Source organism: Photobacterium toruni, from assembly GCF_024529955.1.
GTDB classification, from domain to species: domain Bacteria; phylum Pseudomonadota; class Gammaproteobacteria; order Enterobacterales; family Vibrionaceae; genus Photobacterium; species Photobacterium toruni.
Genome location: NZ_AP024854.1, coordinates 2,255,966 through 2,280,287, shown reverse-complemented (window position 1 = coordinate 2,280,287; position 24,322 = coordinate 2,255,966). Strand labels below are relative to the sequence as shown.

The 24,322-nt window shown below is 40.9% G+C and carries 23 protein-coding genes; 16 read left to right on the top strand and 7 right to left on the bottom strand.

Features of this window, described 5'->3' with window-relative positions; genetic code table 11:
• Window positions 1-50: 50 nt before the first annotated feature.
• Together fghA and OC457_RS10810 are read right to left on the bottom strand one after the other, a co-directional pair.
• Window positions 51-899, bottom strand: a complete 849-nt coding sequence (gene fghA / locus OC457_RS10815; protein WP_080175735.1) for an S-formylglutathione hydrolase — start codon at window positions 897-899, stop codon at window positions 51-53.
• Window positions 900-991: 92 nt separating this feature from the next.
• A complete protein-coding gene (locus OC457_RS10810) occupies window positions 992-2,122 on the bottom strand; it encodes an S-(hydroxymethyl)glutathione dehydrogenase/class III alcohol dehydrogenase (RefSeq protein ID WP_256383143.1) in 1,131 nt (376 codons plus the stop codon).
• A gap of 226 nt (window positions 2,123-2,348) precedes the next feature.
• Between OC457_RS10810 and OC457_RS10805 the strand changes: the two genes are divergently transcribed.
• The gene (locus tag OC457_RS10805) at window positions 2,349-3,239 is read left to right on the top strand and encodes a LysR substrate-binding domain-containing protein (RefSeq protein WP_080172748.1); all 891 of its coding nucleotides are present in this window, start codon (window positions 2,349-2,351) and stop codon (window positions 3,237-3,239) included.
• A gap of 13 nt (window positions 3,240-3,252) precedes the next feature.
• Entirely contained in the window at window positions 3,253-3,786 is a 534-nt protein-coding gene (gene tadA / locus OC457_RS10800; protein ID WP_162841668.1) for a tRNA adenosine(34) deaminase TadA, read from the top strand.
• Window positions 3,787-3,861: 75 nt separating this feature from the next.
• Here the strand turns inward: tadA and OC457_RS10795 are convergent, their stop codons facing one another.
• Complete coding sequence (locus OC457_RS10795; protein ID WP_162841669.1) at window positions 3,862-4,026, bottom strand: hypothetical protein; 165 nt, start codon at window positions 4,024-4,026, stop codon at window positions 3,862-3,864.
• A gap of 288 nt (window positions 4,027-4,314) precedes the next feature.
• Window positions 4,315-5,793 (bottom strand): membrane-bound lytic murein transglycosylase MltF, encoded by a 1,479-nt coding sequence (gene mltF, locus OC457_RS10790; protein WP_096777797.1) that lies wholly within the window; start codon window positions 5,791-5,793, stop codon window positions 4,315-4,317.
• A 390-nt stretch (window positions 5,794-6,183) separates the two neighbouring features.
• Between mltF and purL the strand changes: the two genes are divergently transcribed.
• The 12 genes from purL (at window position 6,184) to pgpA (ending at window position 19,018) form a co-directional block, all read left to right on the top strand.
• Complete coding sequence (purL, locus tag OC457_RS10785) at window positions 6,184-10,101, top strand: phosphoribosylformylglycinamidine synthase (protein ID WP_080172751.1); 3,918 nt, start codon at window positions 6,184-6,186, stop codon at window positions 10,099-10,101.
• Window positions 10,102-10,282: 181 nt separating this feature from the next.
• On the top strand, window positions 10,283-10,687 hold the full coding sequence (locus tag OC457_RS10780) for a hypothetical protein (protein WP_080172753.1): 405 nt from the start codon (window positions 10,283-10,285) through the stop codon (window positions 10,685-10,687).
• Between the two features lie 105 nt (window positions 10,688-10,792).
• Complete coding sequence (gene glnB, locus OC457_RS10775) at window positions 10,793-11,131, top strand: nitrogen regulatory protein P-II (RefSeq protein WP_036795812.1); 339 nt, start codon at window positions 10,793-10,795, stop codon at window positions 11,129-11,131.
• Between the two features lie 283 nt (window positions 11,132-11,414).
• Complete coding sequence (gene glyA / locus OC457_RS10770) at window positions 11,415-12,665, top strand: serine hydroxymethyltransferase (RefSeq protein ID WP_080172754.1); 1,251 nt, start codon at window positions 11,415-11,417, stop codon at window positions 12,663-12,665.
• A 215-nt stretch (window positions 12,666-12,880) separates the two neighbouring features.
• Window positions 12,881-13,330 carry a transcriptional regulator NrdR gene (gene nrdR, locus OC457_RS10765; RefSeq protein WP_045031203.1) on the top strand — a complete coding sequence of 150 codons (450 nt, stop codon included), beginning with the start codon at window positions 12,881-12,883 and terminating at the stop codon, window positions 13,328-13,330.
• A 24-nt stretch (window positions 13,331-13,354) separates the two neighbouring features.
• On the top strand, window positions 13,355-14,482 hold the full coding sequence (ribD, locus tag OC457_RS10760; protein WP_162841674.1) for a bifunctional diaminohydroxyphosphoribosylaminopyrimidine deaminase/5-amino-6-(5-phosphoribosylamino)uracil reductase RibD: 1,128 nt from the start codon (window positions 13,355-13,357) through the stop codon (window positions 14,480-14,482).
• Window positions 14,483-14,505: 23 nt separating this feature from the next.
• Window positions 14,506-15,162, top strand: coding sequence for a riboflavin synthase (locus OC457_RS10755; RefSeq protein WP_080172757.1), 657 nt, complete (start codon window positions 14,506-14,508; stop codon window positions 15,160-15,162).
• A gap of 48 nt (window positions 15,163-15,210) precedes the next feature.
• Window positions 15,211-16,314 (top strand): bifunctional 3,4-dihydroxy-2-butanone-4-phosphate synthase/GTP cyclohydrolase II, encoded by a 1,104-nt coding sequence (ribBA, locus tag OC457_RS10750; RefSeq protein ID WP_080172759.1) that lies wholly within the window; start codon window positions 15,211-15,213, stop codon window positions 16,312-16,314.
• Window positions 16,315-16,516: 202 nt separating this feature from the next.
• Window positions 16,517-16,987, top strand: a complete 471-nt coding sequence (ribH, locus tag OC457_RS10745; RefSeq protein ID WP_036795804.1) for a 6,7-dimethyl-8-ribityllumazine synthase — start codon at window positions 16,517-16,519, stop codon at window positions 16,985-16,987.
• Window positions 16,987-17,460 carry a transcription antitermination factor NusB gene (gene nusB / locus OC457_RS10740; protein ID WP_080172760.1) on the top strand — a complete coding sequence of 158 codons (474 nt, stop codon included), beginning with the start codon at window positions 16,987-16,989 and terminating at the stop codon, window positions 17,458-17,460. The genes ribH and nusB overlap by 1 nt, the downstream gene beginning before the upstream one ends.
• Before the next feature lie 76 nt (window positions 17,461-17,536).
• Entirely contained in the window at window positions 17,537-18,520 is a 984-nt protein-coding gene (thiL, locus tag OC457_RS10735; RefSeq protein WP_080172761.1) for a thiamine-phosphate kinase, read from the top strand.
• A gap of 39 nt (window positions 18,521-18,559) precedes the next feature.
• On the top strand, window positions 18,560-19,018 hold the full coding sequence (pgpA, locus tag OC457_RS10730) for a phosphatidylglycerophosphatase A (RefSeq protein WP_235866893.1): 459 nt from the start codon (window positions 18,560-18,562) through the stop codon (window positions 19,016-19,018).
• Window positions 19,019-19,117: 99 nt separating this feature from the next.
• Here the strand turns inward: pgpA and dxs are convergent, their stop codons facing one another.
• Genes dxs through xseB form a run of 3 tightly spaced genes read right to left on the bottom strand, consistent with a single transcriptional unit; the run spans window position 19,118 to window position 22,145 of the window.
• Window positions 19,118-20,983 (bottom strand): 1-deoxy-D-xylulose-5-phosphate synthase, encoded by a 1,866-nt coding sequence (gene dxs, locus OC457_RS10725; protein WP_080172764.1) that lies wholly within the window; start codon window positions 20,981-20,983, stop codon window positions 19,118-19,120.
• A 24-nt stretch (window positions 20,984-21,007) separates the two neighbouring features.
• Entirely contained in the window at window positions 21,008-21,910 is a 903-nt protein-coding gene (ispA, locus tag OC457_RS10720) for a (2E,6E)-farnesyl diphosphate synthase (protein ID WP_080172766.1), read from the bottom strand.
• A complete protein-coding gene (gene xseB, locus OC457_RS10715) occupies window positions 21,900-22,145 on the bottom strand; it encodes an exodeoxyribonuclease VII small subunit (protein ID WP_036795796.1) in 246 nt (81 codons plus the stop codon). The genes ispA and xseB overlap by 11 nt, the downstream gene beginning before the upstream one ends.
• 349 nt (window positions 22,146-22,494) lie before the next feature.
• Between xseB and pomA the strand changes: the two genes are divergently transcribed.
• Together pomA and OC457_RS10705 are read left to right on the top strand one after the other, a co-directional pair.
• On the top strand, window positions 22,495-23,256 hold the full coding sequence (pomA, locus tag OC457_RS10710) for a flagellar motor protein PomA (protein WP_080172768.1): 762 nt from the start codon (window positions 22,495-22,497) through the stop codon (window positions 23,254-23,256).
• Window positions 23,257-23,265: 9 nt separating this feature from the next.
• Window positions 23,266-24,180, top strand: coding sequence for a flagellar motor protein MotB (locus OC457_RS10705; RefSeq protein ID WP_080172770.1), 915 nt, complete (start codon window positions 23,266-23,268; stop codon window positions 24,178-24,180).
• The last annotated feature ends 142 nt before the right edge of the window (window positions 24,181-24,322 follow it).

The following is a 24,322-nucleotide window of genomic DNA, read 5'->3' as shown; positions in this document are numbered from 1 at the left end:
TTATTTTATTAATCCCTGTCTGCAAAGAGGAGTTTAATAAAAACTAATGGTTATTTATTGAAATTTTCAACGTGGAAACGAAGATGATCATCAATAAATGAAGCCATAAAGTAGTAGCTGTGATCATAGCCATCTTGCATGCGCACTTCGAGTGGGTAGCTATTTGCTTCCGCTGCTGCAACAAGGGTTTCAGTACGAAGCTGACCATCGTTGTAGAAGTTATCGTGCGTACCTTGATCAACAAGCATTGGTACTTTAGCGTCAGCGATACGCATTAACTCACTTGAATCGTATTGTTTCCAATTCTTAGTGTCATTACCTAAGTAACCCGTTAGCGCCTTTTGACCCCAAGCACTATTAATTGGATTAGCAATTGGGCTAAATGCTGATGCAGAGCTGTAACGATCAGGATTACGCAAGGCGATCATGAGAGCGCCATGTCCACCCATTGAGTGGCCACTGATCGCACGTTGCTCTGTCACAGGAAATTGTTTTTCAATAAGAGTAGGAAGCTCATTGACGATGTAATCATACATTTGGTAGTGACGGTTCCACGGTGCTTCTGTTGCATTAACATAGAAACCAGCACCTAGACCAAAGTCATAAGCACCTTGTGGATCGTCGGCAACGCCTTCGCCACGAGGACTTGTATCTGGAGCAACAATAGCCACCCCTAACTCGGCAGCCATGCGTTGTGCACCTGCTTTTTGCATAAAGTTTTCATCAGTACATGTTAGTCCTGATAACCAGTAAATAACGGGTACTTTTTGTCCTGCAGCACATTGTGGTGGCAAGTAAATAGCAAAACGCATATCGCAATTAAGGACTTCTGAGCGGTGAGTATATTGCTTATGCCAGCCGCCAGCACTTTTATTACAGCTAATATTTTCTAAAGGCATTGGATTTGAACTCTTGTTAAAGCTGCGCAGAGTGTAGGTGCTCTGCGCATTTTTTATAACGTCATTTTAAGTAAAGTTAAGGTATAAAAAACTTACTTATCGAAGTGAATAACCGTACGGATACTCTTACCTTCGTGTAATAGGTCAAAAGACTTGTTGATGTCTTCTAGACCCATGTTAAATGAGATGAAATCGTCAAGCTTGAACTCACCAGCCATGTAACGGTCAACGATACCTGGAAGCTCTGAACGGCCTTTAACACCACCGAATGCAGAACCACGCCATACACGACCAGTCACTAGTTGGAATGGACGGGTAGAGATCTCTTGACCTGCGCCAGCAACACCGATGATCACTGATTCGCCCCAACCTTTGTGACAACACTCAAGAGCTGAACGCATAACATTAACGTTACCGATACACTCAAATGAGTAATCAACGCCGCCGTCAGTCATTTCAACAATCACTTCTTGAATTGGCTTGTCAAATTTCATTGGGTTGATGCATTCAGTTGCACCTAGCTTCATTGCTAAGTCAAACTTACTTTCGTTGATATCAATCGCAATAATACGGCTTGCTTTAGCCATAGTACCACCGATGATAGCAGCAAGACCGATACCGCCTAGACCAAAGACAGCGATAGTGTCGCCTTCTTCAACTTTTGCAGTGTTAAGTACTGCGCCCATACCAGTTGTTACACCACAACCTAAAAGACAAACTTCTTCAAGTGGCGCTTCTTTGCTGATTTTAGCTAAAGAAATTTCAGGAAGTACAGTGTACTCAGAGAAAGTAGAACAACCCATGTAATGGAAGATTGGCTGACCGTCTTTGTAGAAACGAGTAGTGCCATCTGGCATTAGGCCTTTACCTTGTGTTTCACGTACAGCCTGACAAAGGTTAGTTTTGCCAGATAGGCAGTATTTACACTTGCCACACTCAGCGGTGTAAAGCGGAATAACGTGATCGCCTACTTCAACACTTGTTACGCCTTCACCAATCATTTCAACAATACCGCCACCTTCGTGACCAAGGATTGCAGGGAAGATACCTTCTGGATCGTCGCCAGATAATGTGAATGCATCTGTGTGACATACGCCAGTTGCAACGATGCGAACTAATACTTCGCCAGCACGAGGTAACATCACATCAATTTCTTCAACAGAAAGTGGTTGTTTTGGGCCCCATGCAATAGCTGCTTTTGATTTAATAAATTTGTCAGTCATAATCTTCACTTTAATTTTATTGATTTCTACTTCATCAAAAGTAGATGAAATTCGGGTGAAAAGGGAAAAGTTATTATTTTATTGCCCCGTTTCGATGGTTGCTATTGTATTTGTTTCTCGAATAATGATAATTACCTAAAAGTGTAAATTACTTTTACATATGTGTAATAATCAGCGGTATAATTGTCATTTAAGCGTTCGATCACGTTATTAATAGGTATTTAATATGTTTCTATGGGAAGGGGTAACAGAGTTTGTCGCTGTAGCTGAAACTGAAAGTTTTACAGCTGCATCTAAACGGCTCGGTATTTCGACAGCGCAAGTGAGTCGACAGGTAAGTGCGTTGGAGAATAGACTAAATACTAAATTATTCTACCGTACAACACGTAAGGTTTCATTAACGGAAGAGGGTAATGTTTATTATCAGCATTGTCGTCAGGTGCTAGATGGCCTTGAAGATGCTGAGCGGGCGATCAGTAATTTACGCGGTACACCACAAGGGCTAATTAAATTAACGGCACCTGTGACGTACGGTGAAAAATATATCATGCCGTTAGTTAATGACTTTATGTTGCAATATCCAGAAGTCGAAGTAACGATTGATATGACTAACCGTCAGGTTGATTTGGTGGAAGGTAGTTTTGATCTTGCTATTCGGTTAGGGCGCTTAACCAGTTCATCAATGATGGCGAAACGATTAACTAGCCGTACTATGTATGTCTGTGCTTCACCTGAATATTTACATAAATTTGGTATTCCACATTCGTTATCTGAATTACGTCAACATAATTGTTTGATTGGTAATTATGATCATTGGCGTTTTCAAGAATCTGGTAAAGAAAAAAGTATTCGTGTTAATGGTACCCTTAATTGTAATAGTGGTTATGGTTTACGTGATGCTGTTATTAAGGGGATCGGTTTGGCACAATTACCCGATTATTACATAGATAAAGATTTAGAATCTGGGGCGATAGTGCCAGTTTTGACTAATTATCAAGAGCCAGATGAAGGTATTTGGGCGCTTTATCCCCATAATCGACATTTATCACCAAAAGTAAGGATGTTGGTAGATTATCTTGCTGAGCAATTACCGCATGTTAGCCATTATGAATTGTAAGTATCAATAACTGATGTCAAATAAAATACAAGAAACGCAGCTTTCAATACCTACTGATGATGTATTTATGCGTCGTGCAATGGAATTAGCCGCCCAAGCTGAGGCTGAGGGTGAAGTACCTGTTGGAGCCGTAATTGTTCATAATGGTGTGATCATTGGTGAGGGTTGGAACCGTTCTATTGGTCATCATGATGCGACAGCACATGCCGAAATGATGGCATTACGTCAAGCTGGGCAAGCGCTACAAAACTATCGCCTAATTGATACGACGTTATATGTCACGTTAGAACCTTGTCCTATGTGCGCCGGTGCAATAGTGCATAGCCGAGTCGGTAAAGTGGTATTTGGTGCTCATGATGCAAAAACAGGTGCTGCTGGCAGTACCATGAACTTGCTGAGTTATGAGGGCGTTAATCATCATGTTTTGTTTGAAGGTGATGTACTTGCGACAGAGTGTCGTGCTCAGCTTCAAGCTTTTTTTAAGCGTCGTCGAGCAGAGAAAAAAGCGGCTAAATTATTAGCAAGACAACATCCCCATGATGATTGAGTAAGAATTAAGTTAAATCGAATAAGCTCGGTGATTATTTATGATGATATAAATTATGCCGAGCTTGTAGACCTATTACAGCATGCAAGTCTGTTCTGTTGTTACAGCTAGAATATAGGTGCGTTGACGCCATAAAATTTTCTTTCGAATATTACTGCTTAAACGTTTACGGCGTGTTGCTGCGGAAGTGATATTTTTAGCGATATGTTGAGTTCTTGATTTTAATTTAATTAATTTCATGGGTCCATCCATTGAGTCGATATTATGGCGCCACAAATAGTCAGTAAATAGACCTTGCAGTCAGCGAATAAACCTTGCTGCACCATTAACAATATCATTATTTAATGCGATTAATTGCATTATGCATAATGGTGCACTTTTGGGTAGCAATCTTTATCGCTTAATCGTCAAACGTTGATCAAACGCCCATTACGCTAAAAATTAGATGATTATTCCGAACTCATAATAATCGATGCTGTTATTGCTTTGTAATTACAGGTATTAGTTATGATTTATTATTTTAATCAGTTAAGGGCTGACAATTGTTGTTGGTGGCACTTGTGGCGTTGTTATTGTTTGTAAGCCATCAATAATTTTCAAATGTTCATTTTCAAATTGACTATTATGGGCTCGCTCATAACCAATAATGCTTTGATAATAACGACGAATACCTTCAACATAATTCAGCGCTTCATTACCACGAGCATACCCATAGCGCGATTGAATATAATATTTCCGCTGTCCTAATAGGGGTAAGCGTTGTTTTACATCAACCCAAGTATCAGGGTTTCCTCCTTGTGCTTTTGTCAGTCGACGTGCATCCATTAAATGACCAAAACCAACATTATAAGAGGCAAGAGCAAACCATACTTTCTCGTGTTCTTCGATGCTATCTGGTACGCGAGCAATCATTTTTCGTAAATATTCACTGCCACCACGAATACTTTGTTCGGGATCTAAACGGTTAGTCACTCCTACCGACTCTGCGGTTGGTAATGTTAGCATCATCATTCCACGGACCCCTGTTGGTGATATTGCTTGTGGATCCCAGTGTGATTCTTGATAAGACAATGCAGCTAATAAACGCCAGTCAAAACCATTGGCATATTGTTTAAATAATGTTTTCCATTGTGGCAAGGTATTAGAGACTGCTCGTAAGAAAGCGCGGGTATCAACATAGTCAAATTGATCAATATGGCCTAAATATTTTTCTTCAAGTAACGTCATGGTGCCATTTTTTTTCATGGCCCCAAAAAATTCAATCAATAATGCATATAAGCTATCGTTACTACTTTGTTTTACAAACCAACTGATAGGCTCATCTTGCGTCAGTTCAAATGCAATAGCAATGTCGGGGTGAGTACGCTGCAATAGCGCAACATTGATGGAGTTAGCAATAGTATAATCAAGTTCGCCAGTCGCAACTTTGATTAACAGATCATCTACGTCTAATTCTGGAATTGATTGCCATTGTAATGCGGGATGGGTGTCACTAATAAGCTTTAATTTTTGCTCATAGTTAGATCCTTTTACAATGGCTAGATGTTTGTTATTTTGAGTTAGTTTAGCTAATTCTGTTAGGTTTCTTGGTCGTCGTTGACCTTTTTTATAGACAAGCACTTGGCTAGCGTAGTAATAGGCAGGGGCTGGATAGAAGTCTTGCAGACGATCAGGGGTCACGGCAAGTCCTGCTGCAATAATATCAATATTACCACGTTCTAATGCTGGAAATAATTCAGATAAAGTTAGCATGGAGGTTATTTCAAGCTTAACCCCAAGCTTTTTTGCAAAGGCTTGAGCTAGTTCATAATCCAAACCAGTAGGGCCTTCGGCACCAATATAATAAGACAGTTGATTATTGAGTGTTCCTACTCGTAATACACCACTATCTCGAATTTTCTCAAGGCTGGTGGGTTTGCTATCTTGCCATTGACAGCCGCTGGTCAATATAGCAAGTATTAGCAAACATATAAAACGACGTAGTAGAGTGAACAACTGAATATTTATCAACTAAGCAGACCTAATCTGAAAATTAAAGCTCTTTATATCAAACCCTGTTAATTGCGCAAAGTTGAACTGTTCAGTTAATAGCCATAATTTAGATATTCAAATAGATAAAATGATATTTACCTATTTCATGGTTAAAAAGTAACCCCAAAATAGTGAGCTAAGGTGTTTTTTAATTATTTTGATTAAGATTGTAAAAAAAATACGCAAACGGTTGCGTCAAGTGTTACGTCACAAAAAAAATTCCCTTATACTAGGCACACGTAAACAACATTGCGGTAGTTAAGCAGTAAATAGTCTTGTACTAAGTGCTATTGAGGTAAGTTTCTAGAACTTGATATTTACCTCAATATCACTTTTTTTAACCTGCTAATCGAGAGACCTTTGCACATGGAAATTTTGCGTGGTTCACCCGCTTTGTCTGAGTTTCGCGTTAATAAGTTACTTAAGCGTTGTCATGAGTTAGATCTACCTATTACTCATATCTATGCTGAGTTTGCCCATTTTGCTGATGTGGCTACAACGTTAACTGCTGATGAACAAGCTAAACTTACCAGTCTACTCACATACGGCCCAACGATTGCAGAGCACGAGCCTAATGGTTTATTGCTACTTGTTACTCCTCGTCCGGGCACTATTTCGCCTTGGTCTTCAAAGTCGACCGACATTGCTCGTAATTGTGGTTTAACCGCGATCAAACGTCTTGAGCGTGGTACGGCATATTATATTGAATCCTCATCGACACTCACTGCAGTACAATTGCATGAGTTAAAAACCCTACTTCATGATCGGATGATGGAAGTGGTGTTGGATAATGTTGATGCTGCGGCAGCATTATTTATTCAAGCGCAACCTGCTGCGGTAAAAAGTATTGATATTTTAACGGGCGGACGCCAAGCATTAGAGCAAGCTAACCTCAGTTTAGGTCTTGCTTTAGCGGAAGATGAAATTGATTACTTGGTTGAAAACTTTACTAAGCTTGAGCGTAATCCTAATGACATTGAATTAATGATGTTTGCTCAAGCGAACTCAGAACATTGTCGCCATAAGATTTTTAATGCTGATTGGACTATCGATGGTGTCGATCAGCCAAAATCATTATTTAAAATGATTAAAAATACCTATGAGCATAACCATGAGCATGTTTTGTCGGCTTACAAAGACAATGCTGCTGTAATGGAAGGCTCTCATGTGGGTCGTTTCTTCCCAGATCCACAATCACGTCAATACACTTATCATCAAGAAGATAATCATATTTTGATGAAAGTGGAAACACATAACCACCCAACAGCTATTTCACCGTGGCCAGGCGCAGCAACAGGCTCTGGTGGCGAGATTCGTGATGAAGGCGCAACCGGTATTGGTGGTAAACCTAAAGCGGGTTTAGTGGGCTTTACGGTATCTAACTTACGTGTACCTGGTTTTGAACAACCGTGGGAAACCGATTTTGGTAAACCAGATCGTATCGTTACCGCGTTAGATATTATGCTTGATGGTCCATTAGGTGGCGCGGCATTTAATAATGAATTTGGTCGTCCAAATCTATTAGGTTATTTCCGTACTTACGAAGAAAAAGTCACTTCCCACGCTGGTGAAGAAATCCGTGGTTACCATAAGCCAATCATGATTGCAGGTGGTATGGGCAATATTCGTGCTGATCACGTGCAGAAAAAAGAAATTCCTGTTGGCGCTAAGTTAATAGTCCTTGGTGGTCCAGCAATGAATATCGGCCTTGGTGGCGGTGCAGCCTCATCAATGGCATCTGGTCAATCAGCGGAAGATCTCGACTTTGCATCTGTCCAGCGTGAAAATCCAGAAATGGAACGCCGTTGTCAGGAAGTGATTGATGGTTGCTGGCAGATGGGCGATGACAACCCGATTGCCTTTATTCATGATGTTGGCGCGGGCGGTATCTCCAACGCCTTACCTGAATTAGTTAATGATGGTGAGCGTGGCGGTAAATTCCAGCTACGTGATGTACCCAATGATGAGCCAGGTATGAGCCCGCTTGAGATTTGGTGTAATGAATCACAAGAGCGTTATGTTCTCGCCATTGCGCCTGAAAATATGGCAACATTTGATGCGATTTGTCAGCGTGAACGAGCACCGTATGCGGTGGTGGGTGAAGCAACCGCTGAACGTCATTTAAGCCTTGAAGATAGTCATTTTGATAACACCCCGATTGATATGCCAATGGATATTCTATTGGGTAAAGCGCCGAAAATGCACCGTGAGGCACAAACATTAACCGTGGTTGGACAACCGCTTGATCGCAGTGAAATCACTATTGTAGAAGCAACTGAGCGAGTATTACGTTTACCTGCGGTAGCTGAAAAGACTTTCCTAATCACTATCGGTGATCGTAGTGTGACCGGATTGGTTGCGCGTGATCAAATGGTCGGTCCTTGGCAGGTGCCAGTGGCTAACTGTGCGGTAACTGCTGCGAGTTATGATAGTTACCACGGCGAAGCAATGTCGATGGGTGAGCGTACGCCTGTTGCACTGCTTAACTTTGGTGCTTCTGCGCGTTTAGCGGTTGGTGAAGCGATCACCAATATTGCAGGTACTGATATTGGCGATATGAAGCGGATTAACTTATCGGCTAACTGGATGTCACCTGCAGGTCATCCGGGTGAAGATGCTGGTCTATATGAAGCAGTAAAAGCCATTGGTGAAGAGTTATGTCCTGCATTAGGGTTAACGATTCCTGTGGGTAAAGACTCAATGTCGATGAAGACTAAGTGGCAGCAGAATGGTGAACAGAAACAAGTGACATCTCCACTTTCTTTAGTCATTACCGCGTTTGGTCGTGTTGAAGATGTTCGAAAAACCGTGACACCACAATTGCGTACCGATAAAGGTGCATCGAGCTTATTGCTGGTGGATCTTGGTTGTGGTCAAAACCGTTTGGGTGCAACGGCACTGGCACAAGTTTATAAGCAGTTAGGTGATAAAGCCGCTGATGTTGATAGCCCTGAGTTATTAAAAGGCTTCTTCTCTGCAATGCAAACCTTAGTGCGTGATGAGAAGCTATTGGCTTACCATGATCGTGGTGATGGTGGCTTGTATGTCACTTTAGCTGAGATGGCATTTGCGGGTCACACTGGTATTGAAGTTGATATTAATACTACCGCAACAGATGCATGTGATGACGTGCTCGCAGCGTTATTTACCGAAGAACTGGGTGCTGTGATTCAGGTTCGCACAGATGATCTTGATGTTGTTCAATCGGTGCTCGCTGCAAATGGTTTAGCGGCATGCAGTCACATCATTGGTACAGTGATTGATGAAGATACGCTACGTATTTGGAATGGTAACGACTTAGTGCTTCAACAAAACCGCACTGAATTACGCGCAATTTGGGCTGAAACCACTTATCAAATGCAAGCTATGCGTGATAACCCCGCCGGAGCATTACAAGAATTTGAAGCGAAGAAAGATACGCAAGATCCAGGTCTACATACCAAGTTAACATTTGATATTAATGATGATGTTGCAGCACCATTTATTGCACCAGCGATTAATTTTGGTGCCAAACCGCAAATGGCAATTTTACGTGAGCAAGGGGTTAACTCTCACGTTGAAATGGCGGCTGCGTTTGACCGTGCTGGCTTTGAAGCTAAAGATGTTCATATGAGTGATATTCTTAGCGGTAAGATACAACTTGATGGCTTTAATGGTTTAGTGGCTTGTGGTGGCTTCTCTTACGGTGATGTATTAGGTGCGGGTGAAGGCTGGGCAAAATCAGTATTATTTAACAATATTGCTCGTGACCAATTTGCTGCATTCTTTACTCGCCCAGATACGTTGGCGTTAGGTGTATGTAATGGTTGTCAGATGATGTCTAACCTACATGAGCTGATTCCAGGTGCTGATTTATGGCCGCGTTTTGTGCGTAACGAATCAGAGCGTTTTGAAGCGCGCTTTAGTTTAGTTGAAGTACAAAAGAGTGATTCATTGTTCTTTAATGAAATGGCTGGCTCGCGAATGCCAATCGCGGTTTCACATGGCGAAGGTCGAGTTGAAGTACGCAATGCCGAGCATTTGGTAGCGATTGAGCAGTCAGGAACGATTGCGCTACGTTACCTTGATAACTATGGCAATGTCACTCAAAATTACCCCGCTAACCCTAATGGTTCGCCAAACGGTATTACAGGATTAACCACGCAAGATGGGCGGGTTACGATTATGATGCCGCACCCTGAGCGAGTGTTCCGTACTGTTGCCAACTCTTGGCATCCAGATGATTGGAGCGAAAATAGCCCTTGGATGCGTATGTTCCGTAACGCACGAGTTAATCTCGGTTAAATATTGAGTTATCTAAATTAATGAAGGCTGCCAGTGTTGGCAGCTTTTTTTATGCTGTAATTTGAGAGTTACAAAATTAAATATGAAGTTGATATTGATCACATTCACTTTGAAAAAACATTGGGATAATTGACATAATTAATAAATAGAACGACGTTGGCGTCGTTACAAGGATGAAATAATGGGATTGGATTTTCCCAAGAGTTACTGTCTTATCGGTGCGACCAAACTATTGGCAGTATTAGTTATTATTGGTCTTATTCAGCATGTTGAGATGATAATTCATATCTTTAAATTTGATATTCTGACAACAGTGCCAGTGAGTGTCACTATATTAGTATTAAGCTCTGGAATACTTGCTTGTATAGGCTTATTTCGAGGGAAAAAATGGGGATTTATACCGCTTTATTTCTATATTCCAGCCGTAACATTATTTCTACAAGTAAGTTTAATTCCTTTCATACCAGATCTTTTTCCAGTTAAATATCATGATATTGTTATTATGGTGATCAATGGCTTAGTATTATTGTATTCAGTGTTGCTACTTTTGCGACGAATGGAGTCTAATTACATTAAAGAATATTAAATGTGATTAAGTTACTGCATTAAATCTGTGATAATAGCCTTAATTTAATCAAGTCGGTGATTGTAATTATGATCCCGATCTTCTGCTCAGCAAAGGATGATGATAATGAAAAAAATTGAAGCCATTATTAAGCCGTTTAAACTTGATGATGTTCGTGAAGCATTAGCGGAAGTGGGTATCACCGGAATGACGGTGTCAGAAGTAAAAGGATTTGGTCGTCAAAAAGGCCATACGGAGCTTTACCGTGGTGCAGAATACATGGTCGATTTTTTACCTAAAGTGAAAATTGAAATTGTGGTGACTGATGAAGTTGCTGAGCAATGTATTGAAACAATTGTTGAAACCGCGCAAACGGGTAAGATTGGCGATGGTAAAATCTTCATGTTTGATATAGAGCGTGTGGTACGTATTCGTACCGGTGAAGAAGATGAAGATGCTATTTAATTTGTGATGGTTCGTCATGATTAAGATAATAATCGGGGGTGCGTATATGCAGCCCCTTTTTTATATTTATAACTTGAGTTTGATGGATCGGGTATTAGCGGCAGATTATTGTAACAACAAAGAAAACCACATTTAGGACTTTCTGATTTAGATCAATTTATGTAGTATAGTTTACAGATAAAAACGAAAACGAAAACGTTTGCGTCCGCATGGCGTCTAGTGTTGGTGATTTTTCGTTTATTACTAAAAATAGTATAAAACTTAGCTGAGTCAGGAGATACAGATGCTAAAGCGTGATATGAATATTGCTGATTATGATGCGGAACTATTTGCAGCTATTCAGGAAGAAACTGCCCGTCAGGAAGAACACATCGAGTTGATTGCTTCTGAAAATTACACCAGCCCACGTGTAATGGAAGCACAAGGTTCTCAGCTAACAAATAAATATGCTGAAGGTTATCCTGGTAAGCGTTACTACGGCGGTTGTGAATTTGTCGACAAGGCTGAGCAACTTGCGATTGATCGTGCTTGTCAGTTATTTGGTGCAGAATACGCGAATGTTCAGCCACACTCAGGTTCTCAAGCAAATAATGCTGTTTACATGGCACTATTGAATGCTGGCGACACAGTATTAGGCATGAGCTTGGCACACGGCGGTCACTTAACTCATGGTTCACCGGTAAACTTCTCTGGTAAGTTATACAATATCATTCCTTATGGTATTGATGAAAATGGTCAAATTGATTACCAAGAAATGGAAGCACTGGCGTTAGAGCATAAGCCAAAAATGATCATTGGTGGTTTCTCCGCTTATTCTCAAGTTGTTGACTGGGCAAGAATGCGTGAAATCGCAGATAAAATTGGCGCTTACTTGTTTGTTGATATGGCGCACGTTGCGGGCTTAATTGCGGCGGGTGTTTATCCAAACCCTGTGCCTCATGCGCATGTCGTTACCACAACAACGCATAAAACATTAGCCGGTCCTCGTGGTGGTTTGATTCTGTCAAATGAAGGCGAAGATCTATACAAAAAGCTTAACTCTGCTGTTTTCCCTGGTGGTCAAGGTGGTCCGTTAATGCATGTTATCGCCGCTAAAGCGGTAGCATTTAAAGAAGCGATGGAGCCAGAGTTTAAAGTTTATCAAGCTAATGTGGTTGTTAATGCTAAAGCGATGGTGGCTGAATTTATTAAACGCGGTTATAACATTGTTTCTGGTAGCACTGAAAACCATTTATTCCTTGTCGATTTAATTGATAAAGGAATCACAGGTAAAGAAGCAGACGCAGCACTGGGCGCAGCCAATATTACGGTTAACAAAAACAGCGTGCCTAATGATCCACGTAGCCCATTTGTAACTTCAGGTATTCGTGTTGGTACGCCTTCAATAACTCGTCGTGGTTTTGATGCTGATGATGCACGTCAACTTGCCGGTTGGATGTGTGATGTACTAGATAACATCAATGACACTGCCGTTATTGAAGCGACAAAAGAGAAAGTGCTTGAAATTTGTAAGCGTCTTCCTGTTTACGCATAATTCACGCATGATGCAGTATTAAATACTTATTGCATATCAAAAAAAGGCTTACCTGTTTCATAGGTGAGCCTTTTTTGTTTTATGAATACTATAAAATGCGCCATTATTAATGATAATTGTTACTTTTAAGGCTATTTATTATAAAAAAGGAAGGGGATTGTCTCATTAAAGTGATGAAATGGGTTACACTGAGACGATTGAATGTAGGAGGCTAAATGCATTGTCCTTTTTGCGGTGCAAATGACACCAAAGTAATCGATTCACGATTGGTTGCAGATGGCCACCAAGTGCGCCGACGACGCCAATGTTTAGCGTGTAATGAACGCTATACTACGTTTGAAACGGCAGAGCTTGTAATGCCTCGCGTAGTGAAAACTAATGGTAACCGTGATCCGTTTAATGAAGAAAAATTACGCGGTGGTATTCAGCGTGCGTTAGAAAAACGTCCAGTGAGTACTGATGATATTGAACGCGCAATTAACAGCATTAAATCTTGTCTGCGAGCAACAGGTGAACGTGAAGTACCATCAGAGATGATAGGTAATTTAGTAATGGAAGCATTAAAAGAATTAGATAAAGTGGCTTATATCCGCTTTGCTTCTGTTTATCGTAGTTTTGAAGATATTCGTGAGTTTGGTGAAGAAATCGCTAAACTGGAACGTTAAAATAAATAATCGTTAAGACCAACAATAATGACACATACTGATCAACAAATGATGTCGCGAGCGATAGCTCTGGCTAAGCGCGGCCGTTATACCACAGCACCGAATCCTCAGGTAGGATGCGTGATTGTAAATAATGGCGACATTGTTGGTGAAGGGTATCATTATCAAGCAGGACAACCCCATGCTGAAGTGTTTGCATTACGGCAGGCTCAGCAACGTGCTCAAGGGGCGACGGTGTATGTCACTTTAGAGCCATGCTCTCATTATGGTCGAACCCCTCCTTGTGCTGAAGCATTAATTAATGCCAATGTTGCTCGCGTTGTATGTGCCATGGTCGATCCCAATCCTGCCGTTGCTGGTCGTGGTATCGCTTTATTGCAAGCGGCTGGTATTCAAGTTGATATCGGTGTTTTAGCCGCGCAAGCACAAGCACTTAACCCTGGTTTTATTAAGCAAATGTCCCATCAGATGCCGTATGTTGAGCTTAAACTCGCTGCGAGCTTAGACGGTCGAACCGCATTAGCAAATGGTGTCAGTAAGTGGATCACAGGTCCTAAAGCGCGCTCTGATGTACAACATTTTCGTGCGCAAGCTGGTGCTATTTTGTCAACCAGTGCGACAGTGATTGCTGATGACCCTTCGTTGAATGTGCGGTGGAATGAGTTAGATGTATCAGTACAACAAGTGTATCCTCAATCCGCATTACGCCAGCCAACACGGGTTATTATTGATAGCCAAAATCGACTCACACCTGAATATCAGTTATTTCATTTGCCTGGAGAAACTATTCTCGCTCGTACTAGGCTTGGAACAGAAGTGTGGCCAGATTCAGTACAGCAATGGATCATTCCGACTCAAACCAATAGTAAGCAGCTTGATCTAGTCGCTTTACTGTCGCAGTTAGCTGATTATGGTATTAATCATATATGGGTCGAAGCGGGAGCATGTTTAGCTGGCGCATTGTTGCAGCAGCAATTGGTCGATAGTTTGATTTTATATCAAGCACCTAAATTGATGGGGAGTGATAGTCGTGGTTTGATTGCTATCACAGGTTTAACCTCGATGGAACAAACACCACTATTGACTATTACTGATGTGAGCATGGTTGGTGAGGATATTCGTATTATAGCAACAGTACACAATAATAAATAAAATAGTGAAATTAAGGGCTTATCATGTTCACTGGCATTATAGAAGCTGTCGGTAAAATATCCGCACTTACACCTAAAGGTGCTGATATTTCTGTTACCGTCGATTCAGGTTCGTTAGATTTAGCGGATGTTAAGTTAGGCGATAGTATCGCGACTAACGGCGTATGTCTCACCGTCGTAAAACTAACAGGTAAAGGTTATGTTGCTGATCTTTCATTAGAAACATTAAATCGTACCGCATTTGCACATTATAAAGCTGGCCAAGTGGTTAATTTAGAAAAAGCCATGTTAGCGACTACCCGTTTTGGTGGTCATATGGTTTCTGGACATATTGATGCTGTGGCTGAAGTGATTGAGCGTCAACATGTTGGCCGTGCAATTGAATTTTGGGTCAAAGTACCACCACAGCTTGCAAAATATATTTCAGAGAAAGGGTCAGTGGCTGTTGATGGCATTAGTTTGACTGTAAATGCTGTTCGTGGCGATGAGTTTAAATTAACGATTGTGCCGCATACTGCTGCTGAAACCACGATGGCTGATTTTAGTGTCGGCCGTAAAATTAACCTTGAGGTTGATGTTATCGCGCGTTACCTTGAACGCTTAATGTTGGGTGATAAAGCCGCAGAGAAACAATCTCAGGTAACAATGGATTTATTGGCGAGAACAGGGTTTCTCGGTTAAGCATTGCTTTATGCTTGATAAAGCAACATAAGAATGAAGGGTAGTATTATGGCTTTAAGTAGTGCAAAAGAAATCATTGACGATATTCGCCAAGGCAAAATGGTTATTTTGATGGATGATGAAGATCGTGAAAATGAAGGCGATCTGATTATTGCATCAGAGAAAATCACTCCTGAAGCCATTAACTTTATGGCGATGTATGGTCGTGGTTTAATTTGTTTAACATTAAGCAAAGCACGTTGTCAGAAATTAAGCTTACCACTAATGGTTCAAGATAATACTGAACAGTTTGGTACGCCTTTTACTATTTCTATTGAAGCTGCAACCGGTGTAACGACGGGTATTTCAGCCGCTGATCGCTCTCGTACAGTACAAGCTGCTGTTGCCGCTGATGCAACAGCTGCAGATATTGTTATGCCAGGTCATATTTTTCCACTAATGGCTCAAGAAGGTGGTGTTCTTACTCGTGCTGGACATACTGAAGCGGGTTGTGATGTTGCGCGTTTAGCTGGTCTTGAGCCATCAAGTGTTATTGTGGAAATTTTAAATGAAGACGGCACCATGGCACGTCGTCCGCAATTAGAGATTTTTGCAGAAAAGCATGGCTTAAAGTTGGGTACTATTGCCGATCTTATTGAATATCGTAATTATCACGAAACCACTATTGAACGTGTTAGTGAGTGTAAGCTTAATACTGAATTTGGTGAGTTTGATATGATCACTTACCGCGATAAAATTGATGATCAGATCCATTACGCGCTGCGTAAAGGTAATATTGAAGCTGACGCATCAACGTTAGTTCGAGTGCATTTGCAAGATACCTTTAAAGATATTCTACAGTCAGGTGCAACGCAGTGGACACTACCTGCAGCAATGCAACGTATCAGTGCTGAAAATGGCGTATTGGTGGTGCTAAGTAAACAAGAATCGGCTGATAGTATCATCAATAAAGTGAAAAATATTGCTGCTGAAAATGAAGGTCGTCCACAAGTAAAAGCAAGCCCGTATAATCCATCACGTCAGGTGGGTATTGGTTCGCAAATTTTATCTGATTTAGGTGTGAGTAAAATGCGTTTGTTGTCATCAAGCACACAACGTTATCATTCTCTATCAGGTTTTGGTCTTGAAGTAGTTGAATATATTTGCGAATAATACCGTACTGTATTTTCTGAAATGAATTCACGGAGCATTATTGTTATTGATAATGCACACTTATTGGTTGGTTCTACAACGAATAAGCAATAAATATTAACAAATCCACTGAAACCGACGGTTGTGCGTAGCAGACATATCCTAAAGTGTGTTAGACTCCCGCGGTTTCTCAAACTGGAAAGACATAGTCACAGGAAGGCCCATGAAGGTAATTGAAGGCGCCATCGCGGCACCAAACGCAAAAATTGCTATCGTAATTGCACGCTTTAATAGCTTTATTAACGAAAGTTTACTTTCAGGTGCATTAGATGCGCTGAAACGTCAAGGTCAGGTTAGTGAAGATAATATCACTGTTGTTCGTTGCCCTGGTGCTTATGAACTACCGCTTGTTGCCCAGCAAGTCGCGAAGAGTGATCGCTATGATGCTATCGTAGCGTTAGGCTCTGTTATTCGTGGTGGAACACCTCATTTTGACTATGTTGCCGGTGAGTGTAATAAAGGTCTCGCACAAGTCGCACTAGAGTATAATACTCCAGTTGCTTTTGGTGTGTTAACTGTTGATTCTATAGAACAAGCCATTGAGCGTGCCGGTACCAAGGCTGGTAATAAAGGGGCAGAGGCTGCACTAAGCGCGCTCGAAATGGTAAATGTCCTGTCCCAAATCGAATCCTAATGGGGGTTACTGTGAAACCAGCCGCGCGTCGTAATGCACGTCAATTTGCTGTACAAGCAATTTATTCTTGGCAACTTACTAAAGGTAATGTTGCTGATATTGAGCAATATTTCCTTTCAGGCGATAAGTTTGAAGAAGAAGAACATCAAGCTGATGCGCCTGCATGTAAAGCGCCAGAAACTGATGTAGCTTATTTCCGTGATTTATTTGCAGGTGTTGTATTAAGCCATCAAGAACTTGATAGCAAAATGCGTCCATACTTGTCTCGTCCACTTCAGGATCTAGACCAGATGGAACTTGCACTGCTTCGTCTTGCAATGTACGAAATGGTTAAACGTGAAGACGTACCATTTAAAGTTGTGATCAACGAATCAATCGAATTAGCGAAACTCTTCGGTGCTGAAGATAGCCATAAATTCGTCAATGGTGTATTAGATAAAGCTGCACCATCTCTACGTAAAAAAGATAAATAATTTTTTATTGCGTTGAGTACGATGAAAGAAGTCAGCTTATTAGCTGGCTTTTTTTTTATTGAGGGAAAAGATAATCATGGCAAAAAATGAATTTGATATCATTAATCATTACTTTGCACAGCAACAACCTCAGCGTGATGATGTTGCTTTAGCTATTGGTGATGATTGCGCTTTAGTTGATGTAGCTGCTAATTATCAGGTCGCAATAAGTACTGATTCTTTAGTTGCAGGAACACACTTTTTAGTAGACGCTGATCCCGCATTGGTTGCTTATAAAGCATTAGCATCTAATTTAAGTGACTTAGCGGCAATGGGGGCAACGCCAGCATGGGTATCATTAGCATTAACTTTACCGACGATTGATGAAGCGTGGTTAGCGCCTTTTTGCCATGGTTTTTTTGAGTTAGCGAATAAGTATAATATTCAATTAATTGGTGGTGATACGACTAAAGGTCCATTAAGTATTACTTTAACAGTACAAGGATTAGTTCCTCGTGGTCAGGCATTAACTCGCAGTGGCGCACAAGTGGGTGATGATATTTATGTGACGGGTGATCTTGGTGATAGTGCCGCAGGACTCGCTCTGATATTAAATCAGTCGCACTGTGAGCCAGCTCTTGCGGCAGCGTTGGTTGAACGGCATTTTAAAGCCCAACCTCGAGTGAATGTTGGTGAAGCTTTACGTGGCATTGCATCGGCGGCATTGGATATTTCTGATGGCGTGATCGCGGATGTAAAACATATCAGTGATCGTTCTCAAGTTGCCATTGAGATTGATGTTGAACAGCTGCCATTATCTGCTGAGTTATTAGCATTTTGTCATGGTGATCGGCAACAAGCACAACAGTTAGCATTAACCAGTGGCGAAGAATATGAACTTTGCTTTACGGCGCCCAAAGCTAATCGAGATGCATTAAAGCTGGCTTTAGCGCATACTAATGTCAAATATAGCTGTATTGGTAAAGTAGTAGCAGGGCATGGCTTATCATTATTACAGCTAGATAAACCATTAAGTTGGCAATTATCCGGTTGGGATCATTTTGTCGTAACAAATAAGTAAGGTATTAGCGTGAGTACAAATCCAAAAGATCTACTAAAAATGAACAATCCTTGGCACTTATTAGCGACAGGATTTGGCAGTGGTTTAGCTAAATATATTCCTGGCACAATGGGTACACTAGCCGCCATTCCGTTATACCTTATTCTTGCGCAGTTACCTTTTGGTTGGTATTTAGTTGCTGTATTGGTTGCCGCTCTTATCGGGATCCGTATTTGCCATATTACTTCTACCGACATGAAAGTTCATGATCATGGCAGCATTGTTTGGGACGAGTTTGTTGGCTTTTGGATCACAATGGCTATTGCACCAACGGTATCATGGAAGTGGATATTAGCTGGTTTTATTCTATTTCGCTTTTTTGACATGTTAAAACCATGGCCGATCAGTTGGTTAGATAAACATGTTGAAGGTGGTTTTGGGATCATGATTGATGATGTTTTGGCTGGCTTTATGGCAATGATTTCATTGTGGTTCGTTGGCTATTGGTTAGGATTTTAAGTTATATACTGCCATAAATAGGCAATAAAAAAGCCATGAACAGTTTATTATTCATGGCTTTTTTTGCAGTATATTTCAGGCGAATAATACAATTAATGCTTATTTAGCAAGATACGCAAGGATTTGTTTCTCAATTCCTGGACCATCAATCTCTAACATCTGATGTAATTCAGCTTGAGTCCCTTGTTCGATAAAGCGATCGGGCAAGCCAATGGTTAATACCGGCTTAATGCATTTTTGTTGCATGAGGAACTCAATCACACCACTGCCAGCCCCGCCAGCAATCGCATTTTCTTCAACAGTGACTAACACATCATGGCTAGCCGCAAGTTCAAGAATTAATGCTTCATCAAGCGGTTTAACAAAACGCATATCGGCAACGGTTGCATTTAAGTTTTCAGCAGCATCTAAGCTATAACCTAGCATGGCACCAAAGTTTAAAATAGCCACCTTTTCGCCTTGACGACGAATAATACCTTTGCCAATTTCAAGTGCTGTCATGGTGGTTTCAACTTCAGTACCCAAACCACAACCACGCGGATAGCGTACTGCAGTAGGACCTTGATGCTGATGACCGGTATAGAGCATTTGGCGGCACTCGTTTTCATCACTTGGTGCCATAATCACCATATTAGGGATACAACGCATAAAGCTAATATCAAATGCCCCTTGGTGAGTTTGACCATCAGCACCGACTAAACCTGCACGATCAATGGCAAACATAATTGGTAAATTCATAATAGCAACATCATGAATTAACTGATCATAGCCGCGTTGTAAGAACGTTGAGTAAATAGCGATAATTGGATGGTAACCACCAATAGCCATACCACTGGCTAGTGTCACAGCATGCTGTTCTGCAATTGCAACATCAAAATATTGCTCTGGGTATTCTTTTGAAAAGCGTACCATACCAGAGCCTTCACGCATTGCAGGTGTGATAGCCATTAACTTGTCATCAACGGCTGCCATATCACACAACCAATCACCAAAAATTTTAGAAAAAGTTGGATTAGTATTTTTAGCTTTAGGCAGTGGATTTTCACTTAAATCAAATTTTGGTACGGCATGATAATTGATTGGATCGGCTTCTGCTGGTGCATAGCCTTTACCTTTTTTAGTCATGATATGCAGAAATTGCGGCCCTTTAAGGTGACGCATATTCTTGAGTGTTTTAACTAACTCATCAATATCATGGCCATCAATTGGGCCAATATAATTAAAACCAAGCTCTTCAAACATCGTGCTTGGAACAACCATACCTTTAATATGTTCTTCAGCGCGTTTCACGATTTCTTTAATGGGTGGTGCATTAGACAGTACTTTTTTACCACCTTCACGAATAGTTGCGTAAAAGTTACCAGCCAGTAAGTGAGCTAAGTGGTTGCTTAAACCGCCAACATTCTCAGAGATAGACATCTCATTGTCATTAAGAATAACTAGCATATCACTGTGGATGTCACCAGCATGATTCATGGCTTCAAACGCCATGCCTGCAGTAATAGCACCATCACCAATAATGCTGACAACTTTACGGCCAAGCCCTTCTTTTTCAGCCGCAATCGCCATGCCTAAACCAGCACTTATTGAGGTTGAAGAGTGACCGACAGACAGTACATCGTATTCACTTTCACCACGCCAAGGAAAAGGATGTAATCCACCTTTTTGGCGAATAGTTGACATCTTATCACGCCGACCCGTTAAAATTTTATGCGGGTAAGCTTGATGACCAACATCCCAAATCACATGATCGAATGGGGTATTATAGACATAATGAAGCGCAACGGTCAGTTCAACTGTACCGAGTCCGGAGGCAAAGTGGCCGCTGGTTTGGCTAACCGTCTTGAGTAAGTAAGTACGTAACTCATCACAGACTTGAGGTAGACTTTCAGCGGGCAATAATCGTAATTCATCTGGCGTGTTAGCTAATGCGAGATGCGGGTATTTTGATATATCCAAAGTCATAACAGTTCGGCGCTTTTACTGATTCTAGTTGTTGCGCTCGATAATATATCGGGCAAAAACTTCCAATTGATAGGTATTGTAAGGTATTGCTGCTAATGCTTGTAGCGCTTCTTGATAAAGTTGTTGCGCTTTTTGTTGCGCACCTTCTAATCCAAGCAATGCTGGATAGGTACTTTTATCAAGTTCAAGATCTGAACCTTGAGGCTTACCGAGTGTTTCAGTGTCGCTGATGACATCTAAAATGTCATCTTGAACTTGAAAAGCAAGGCCAATAGCATCAGCATATTTGTCTAGCTGTGGCAGAATTTGACGTCCTTTCTCACCGGCAGCGAGTGCTCCTAATCGAACCGCACAACGGATCAAGGCACCTGTTTTATGTTTGTGAATTAATTCTAGTTGCTCAAGTCCAACATGCTGTCCCTCTGCTTCTAAATCGAGAGCTTGCCCTTGGCACATACCTGCTGCCCCTGAGGCTTGCGCTAATTCGCTAACCATGGCAATACGTTGTTGATGTCCTTCTGGACTTAAACGACCTTGAGCAATAATTTCAAAAGCCAATGTTTGTAAGGCATCACCAGCTAAAATAGCTATCGCTTCATTAAACGCAATATGGCAAGTGGGTTGACCTCGACGTAAGGCATCGTTATCCATTGCGGGTAAATCATCATGAATTAATGAATACGCGTGAATACATTCAACAGCAGCTGCTGCTGTATCGAGATCATCGTAATCGACGCCGAGCATATTACCTGTCACGTATGTCAGATAAGGACGAGCACGTTTTCCGCCAAGTAGAGTACCATGCTTCATGGCTTCAAGTAGCGTTTGATCTGCAAAAGGTTGTTTAGTTAACCAATCAATTAAGCATTGGTTATTACGTTGTTGCAGCATTTTTAGTGTTTGCGATAACGGTATATTATTCGTCATGGCTTGGCTCAAAGTCTGTTAATGGCGCATTATCGTCAGCGCGTAATAAAATTTCTACTCGCTGTTCTGCTTGAGTTAACTTTAACTGACTGTTGCGAGCTAATGAAATACCACGCTCAAATTTCTTTAGCGCATCTTCCAGTGGGATATCACCCGATTCTAGTTCATTGACAATGGCATCTAGCTCATCAAGTGCGGCTTCGAATGCCATATTTTCTGGTTTTTTTGCTGCCATATCATTTTCACTCTTATCTAAGTGCTAGAAAAATAACGTAGTGACTATCTAAGGTCAAATTATGTCACAGTAATCTGTGCCACAGACAGTAATTTTCATAGTAGAGAACGATAAATATCACGTAATGATAGAAATAAAACCCTAAATGAAACGTGATGATGGTCGATAAAGAGTTAGCTTGCGATAGATAGTGCTATTGACGTTTTATCCTCTGGTCGCAATATTTTGTTTTATGAGGTGATATTGCACTGTTATTTATTGAATAGTGAGCATTATCCTTTATTAATTTTTGTTCTATGTTCATTGACTGTTAAATCGATTATTAAAATAACAGTTAAGGAGATTTGGCGTGGATTTGGCAACACTTATCGGATTAGTAGGTTCATTTGCTTTTATTTTAATGGCAATGTTGGTAGGTGGCGATTTGGCTATGTTTGCTGATACCTCATCTGTCTTGATCGTCTTTGGCGGCAGTTTGTTTATTGTGCTGATGAAATACAATGGCAGTCAGTTTTTGGGGGCAGCAAAAATTGCCGCTAAGGCATTTATGTTTAAAACAGATAAACCCGATGACCTTATTGCTCAAATTGTCACCATGGCTGATTCTGCCCGTAAAGGGGGATTTTTAGCGCTTGAAGAAATGGAAGTAGAAAATCCTTTTTTACGAAAAGGCATTGATTTACTTGTTGATGGGCATGATGCAGATACGGTACGAATGATTTTAAGAAAAGATATCTCATTAACCAATGAACGTCATGAGCAAGGCGCGAGTATTTTTTCCTCCCTTGGTGATGTGGCGCCAGCCATGGGAATGATAGGAACATTAATTGGTTTAGTGGCAATGTTATCTAATATGGATGATCCTAAATCGATTGGACCTGCGATGGCGGTGGCATTGTTAACCACACTTTATGGCTCTGTTTTAGCAAATATGGTGGCATTGCCTATCGCAGATAAACTGATGCTACGTAAAAATGAAGAGCGTTTAAATCGATTATTGATCCTTGATGGTGTGCTAGCGATTCAAGAAGGACAAAATCCTCGCGTAATAGACAGCTATTTGAAAAACTATTTACATGAGAAAAAACGTCACTTAAATTTTGATGAATAAGAGTTAATTATGGATTCTTTACCACCAAAATATAAAAAAGGTGCACCAGCATGGATGGCAACCTTTGCTGATTTAGCCACATTATTGATGTGTTTTTTTGTATTACTGCTGTCATTTTCTGAAATGGATGTGCTTAAATTCCAGCAAATTGCAGGATCGATGAAAAATGCTTTTGGGGTTCAAAATGTATTAAATGTGAATGATATTCCTAAAGGTACCAGTGTTATTGCACAAGAGTTTCGACCAGGACGACCTGAGCCGACACCAATTGAAGTGATTATGCAGCAGACGATTGATATTACTAAACGCTCATTAGATTTTCATGATGGTCTGGCAGAGCAAGATGGTGGCAGACGTAAAGATACAGCGACATCAGACAGTGATAAAAATGAAAGTGCTACGCAAGAACAGTATCAGCAGCAAGTGCCAATAGAATCACAACCCCAGATAACCCAGATTTTAACTCAAGCATTAGCGCGTGAGATCACTGACAATACGGTTGAGATTGAATCGTTTGGACAACAATTAGTGATTCGTATTAAAGAAAAAGGGGCCTTTCCTGAAGGATCTGCATTTTTGCAGCCTAAATTTATCCCGCTTATTCAACAAGTCACTGAATTGGTAAAAGATGTTCCTGGTATTATTCGTATTAGTGGTCACACTGATAATCAAGCGTTAGATTCTGAACTTTATCGTTCAAAATGGGATATATCCTCCCAACGTGCGGTTTCTGTTGCTCAAGCAATGGAGCAAGTAAAAGGTTTTGATCGAAAACGAATGCGGGTCGTTGGCATGGCCGATACCGCCCCGATTGCCGATAATAAAACGCCACAGGGAAGAAGTCGTAACCGACGAGTTGAAATTTCAATTGTACAAGGTAAGCCTCATTATTCTGCAGAAGTTAGCACTCAATCGCCGTTATAACGTATTTTTTGATAACGAAATTTGCTGGTTGATGTGATTGTGACTAAGGTAAACACAGCACAAATATCAATAATAATTGCGCGAGTGAGAAAGATAAGTCGTGCTGTTAGCATATCCTTGTTTCAGTGGCAGACACCTTGCT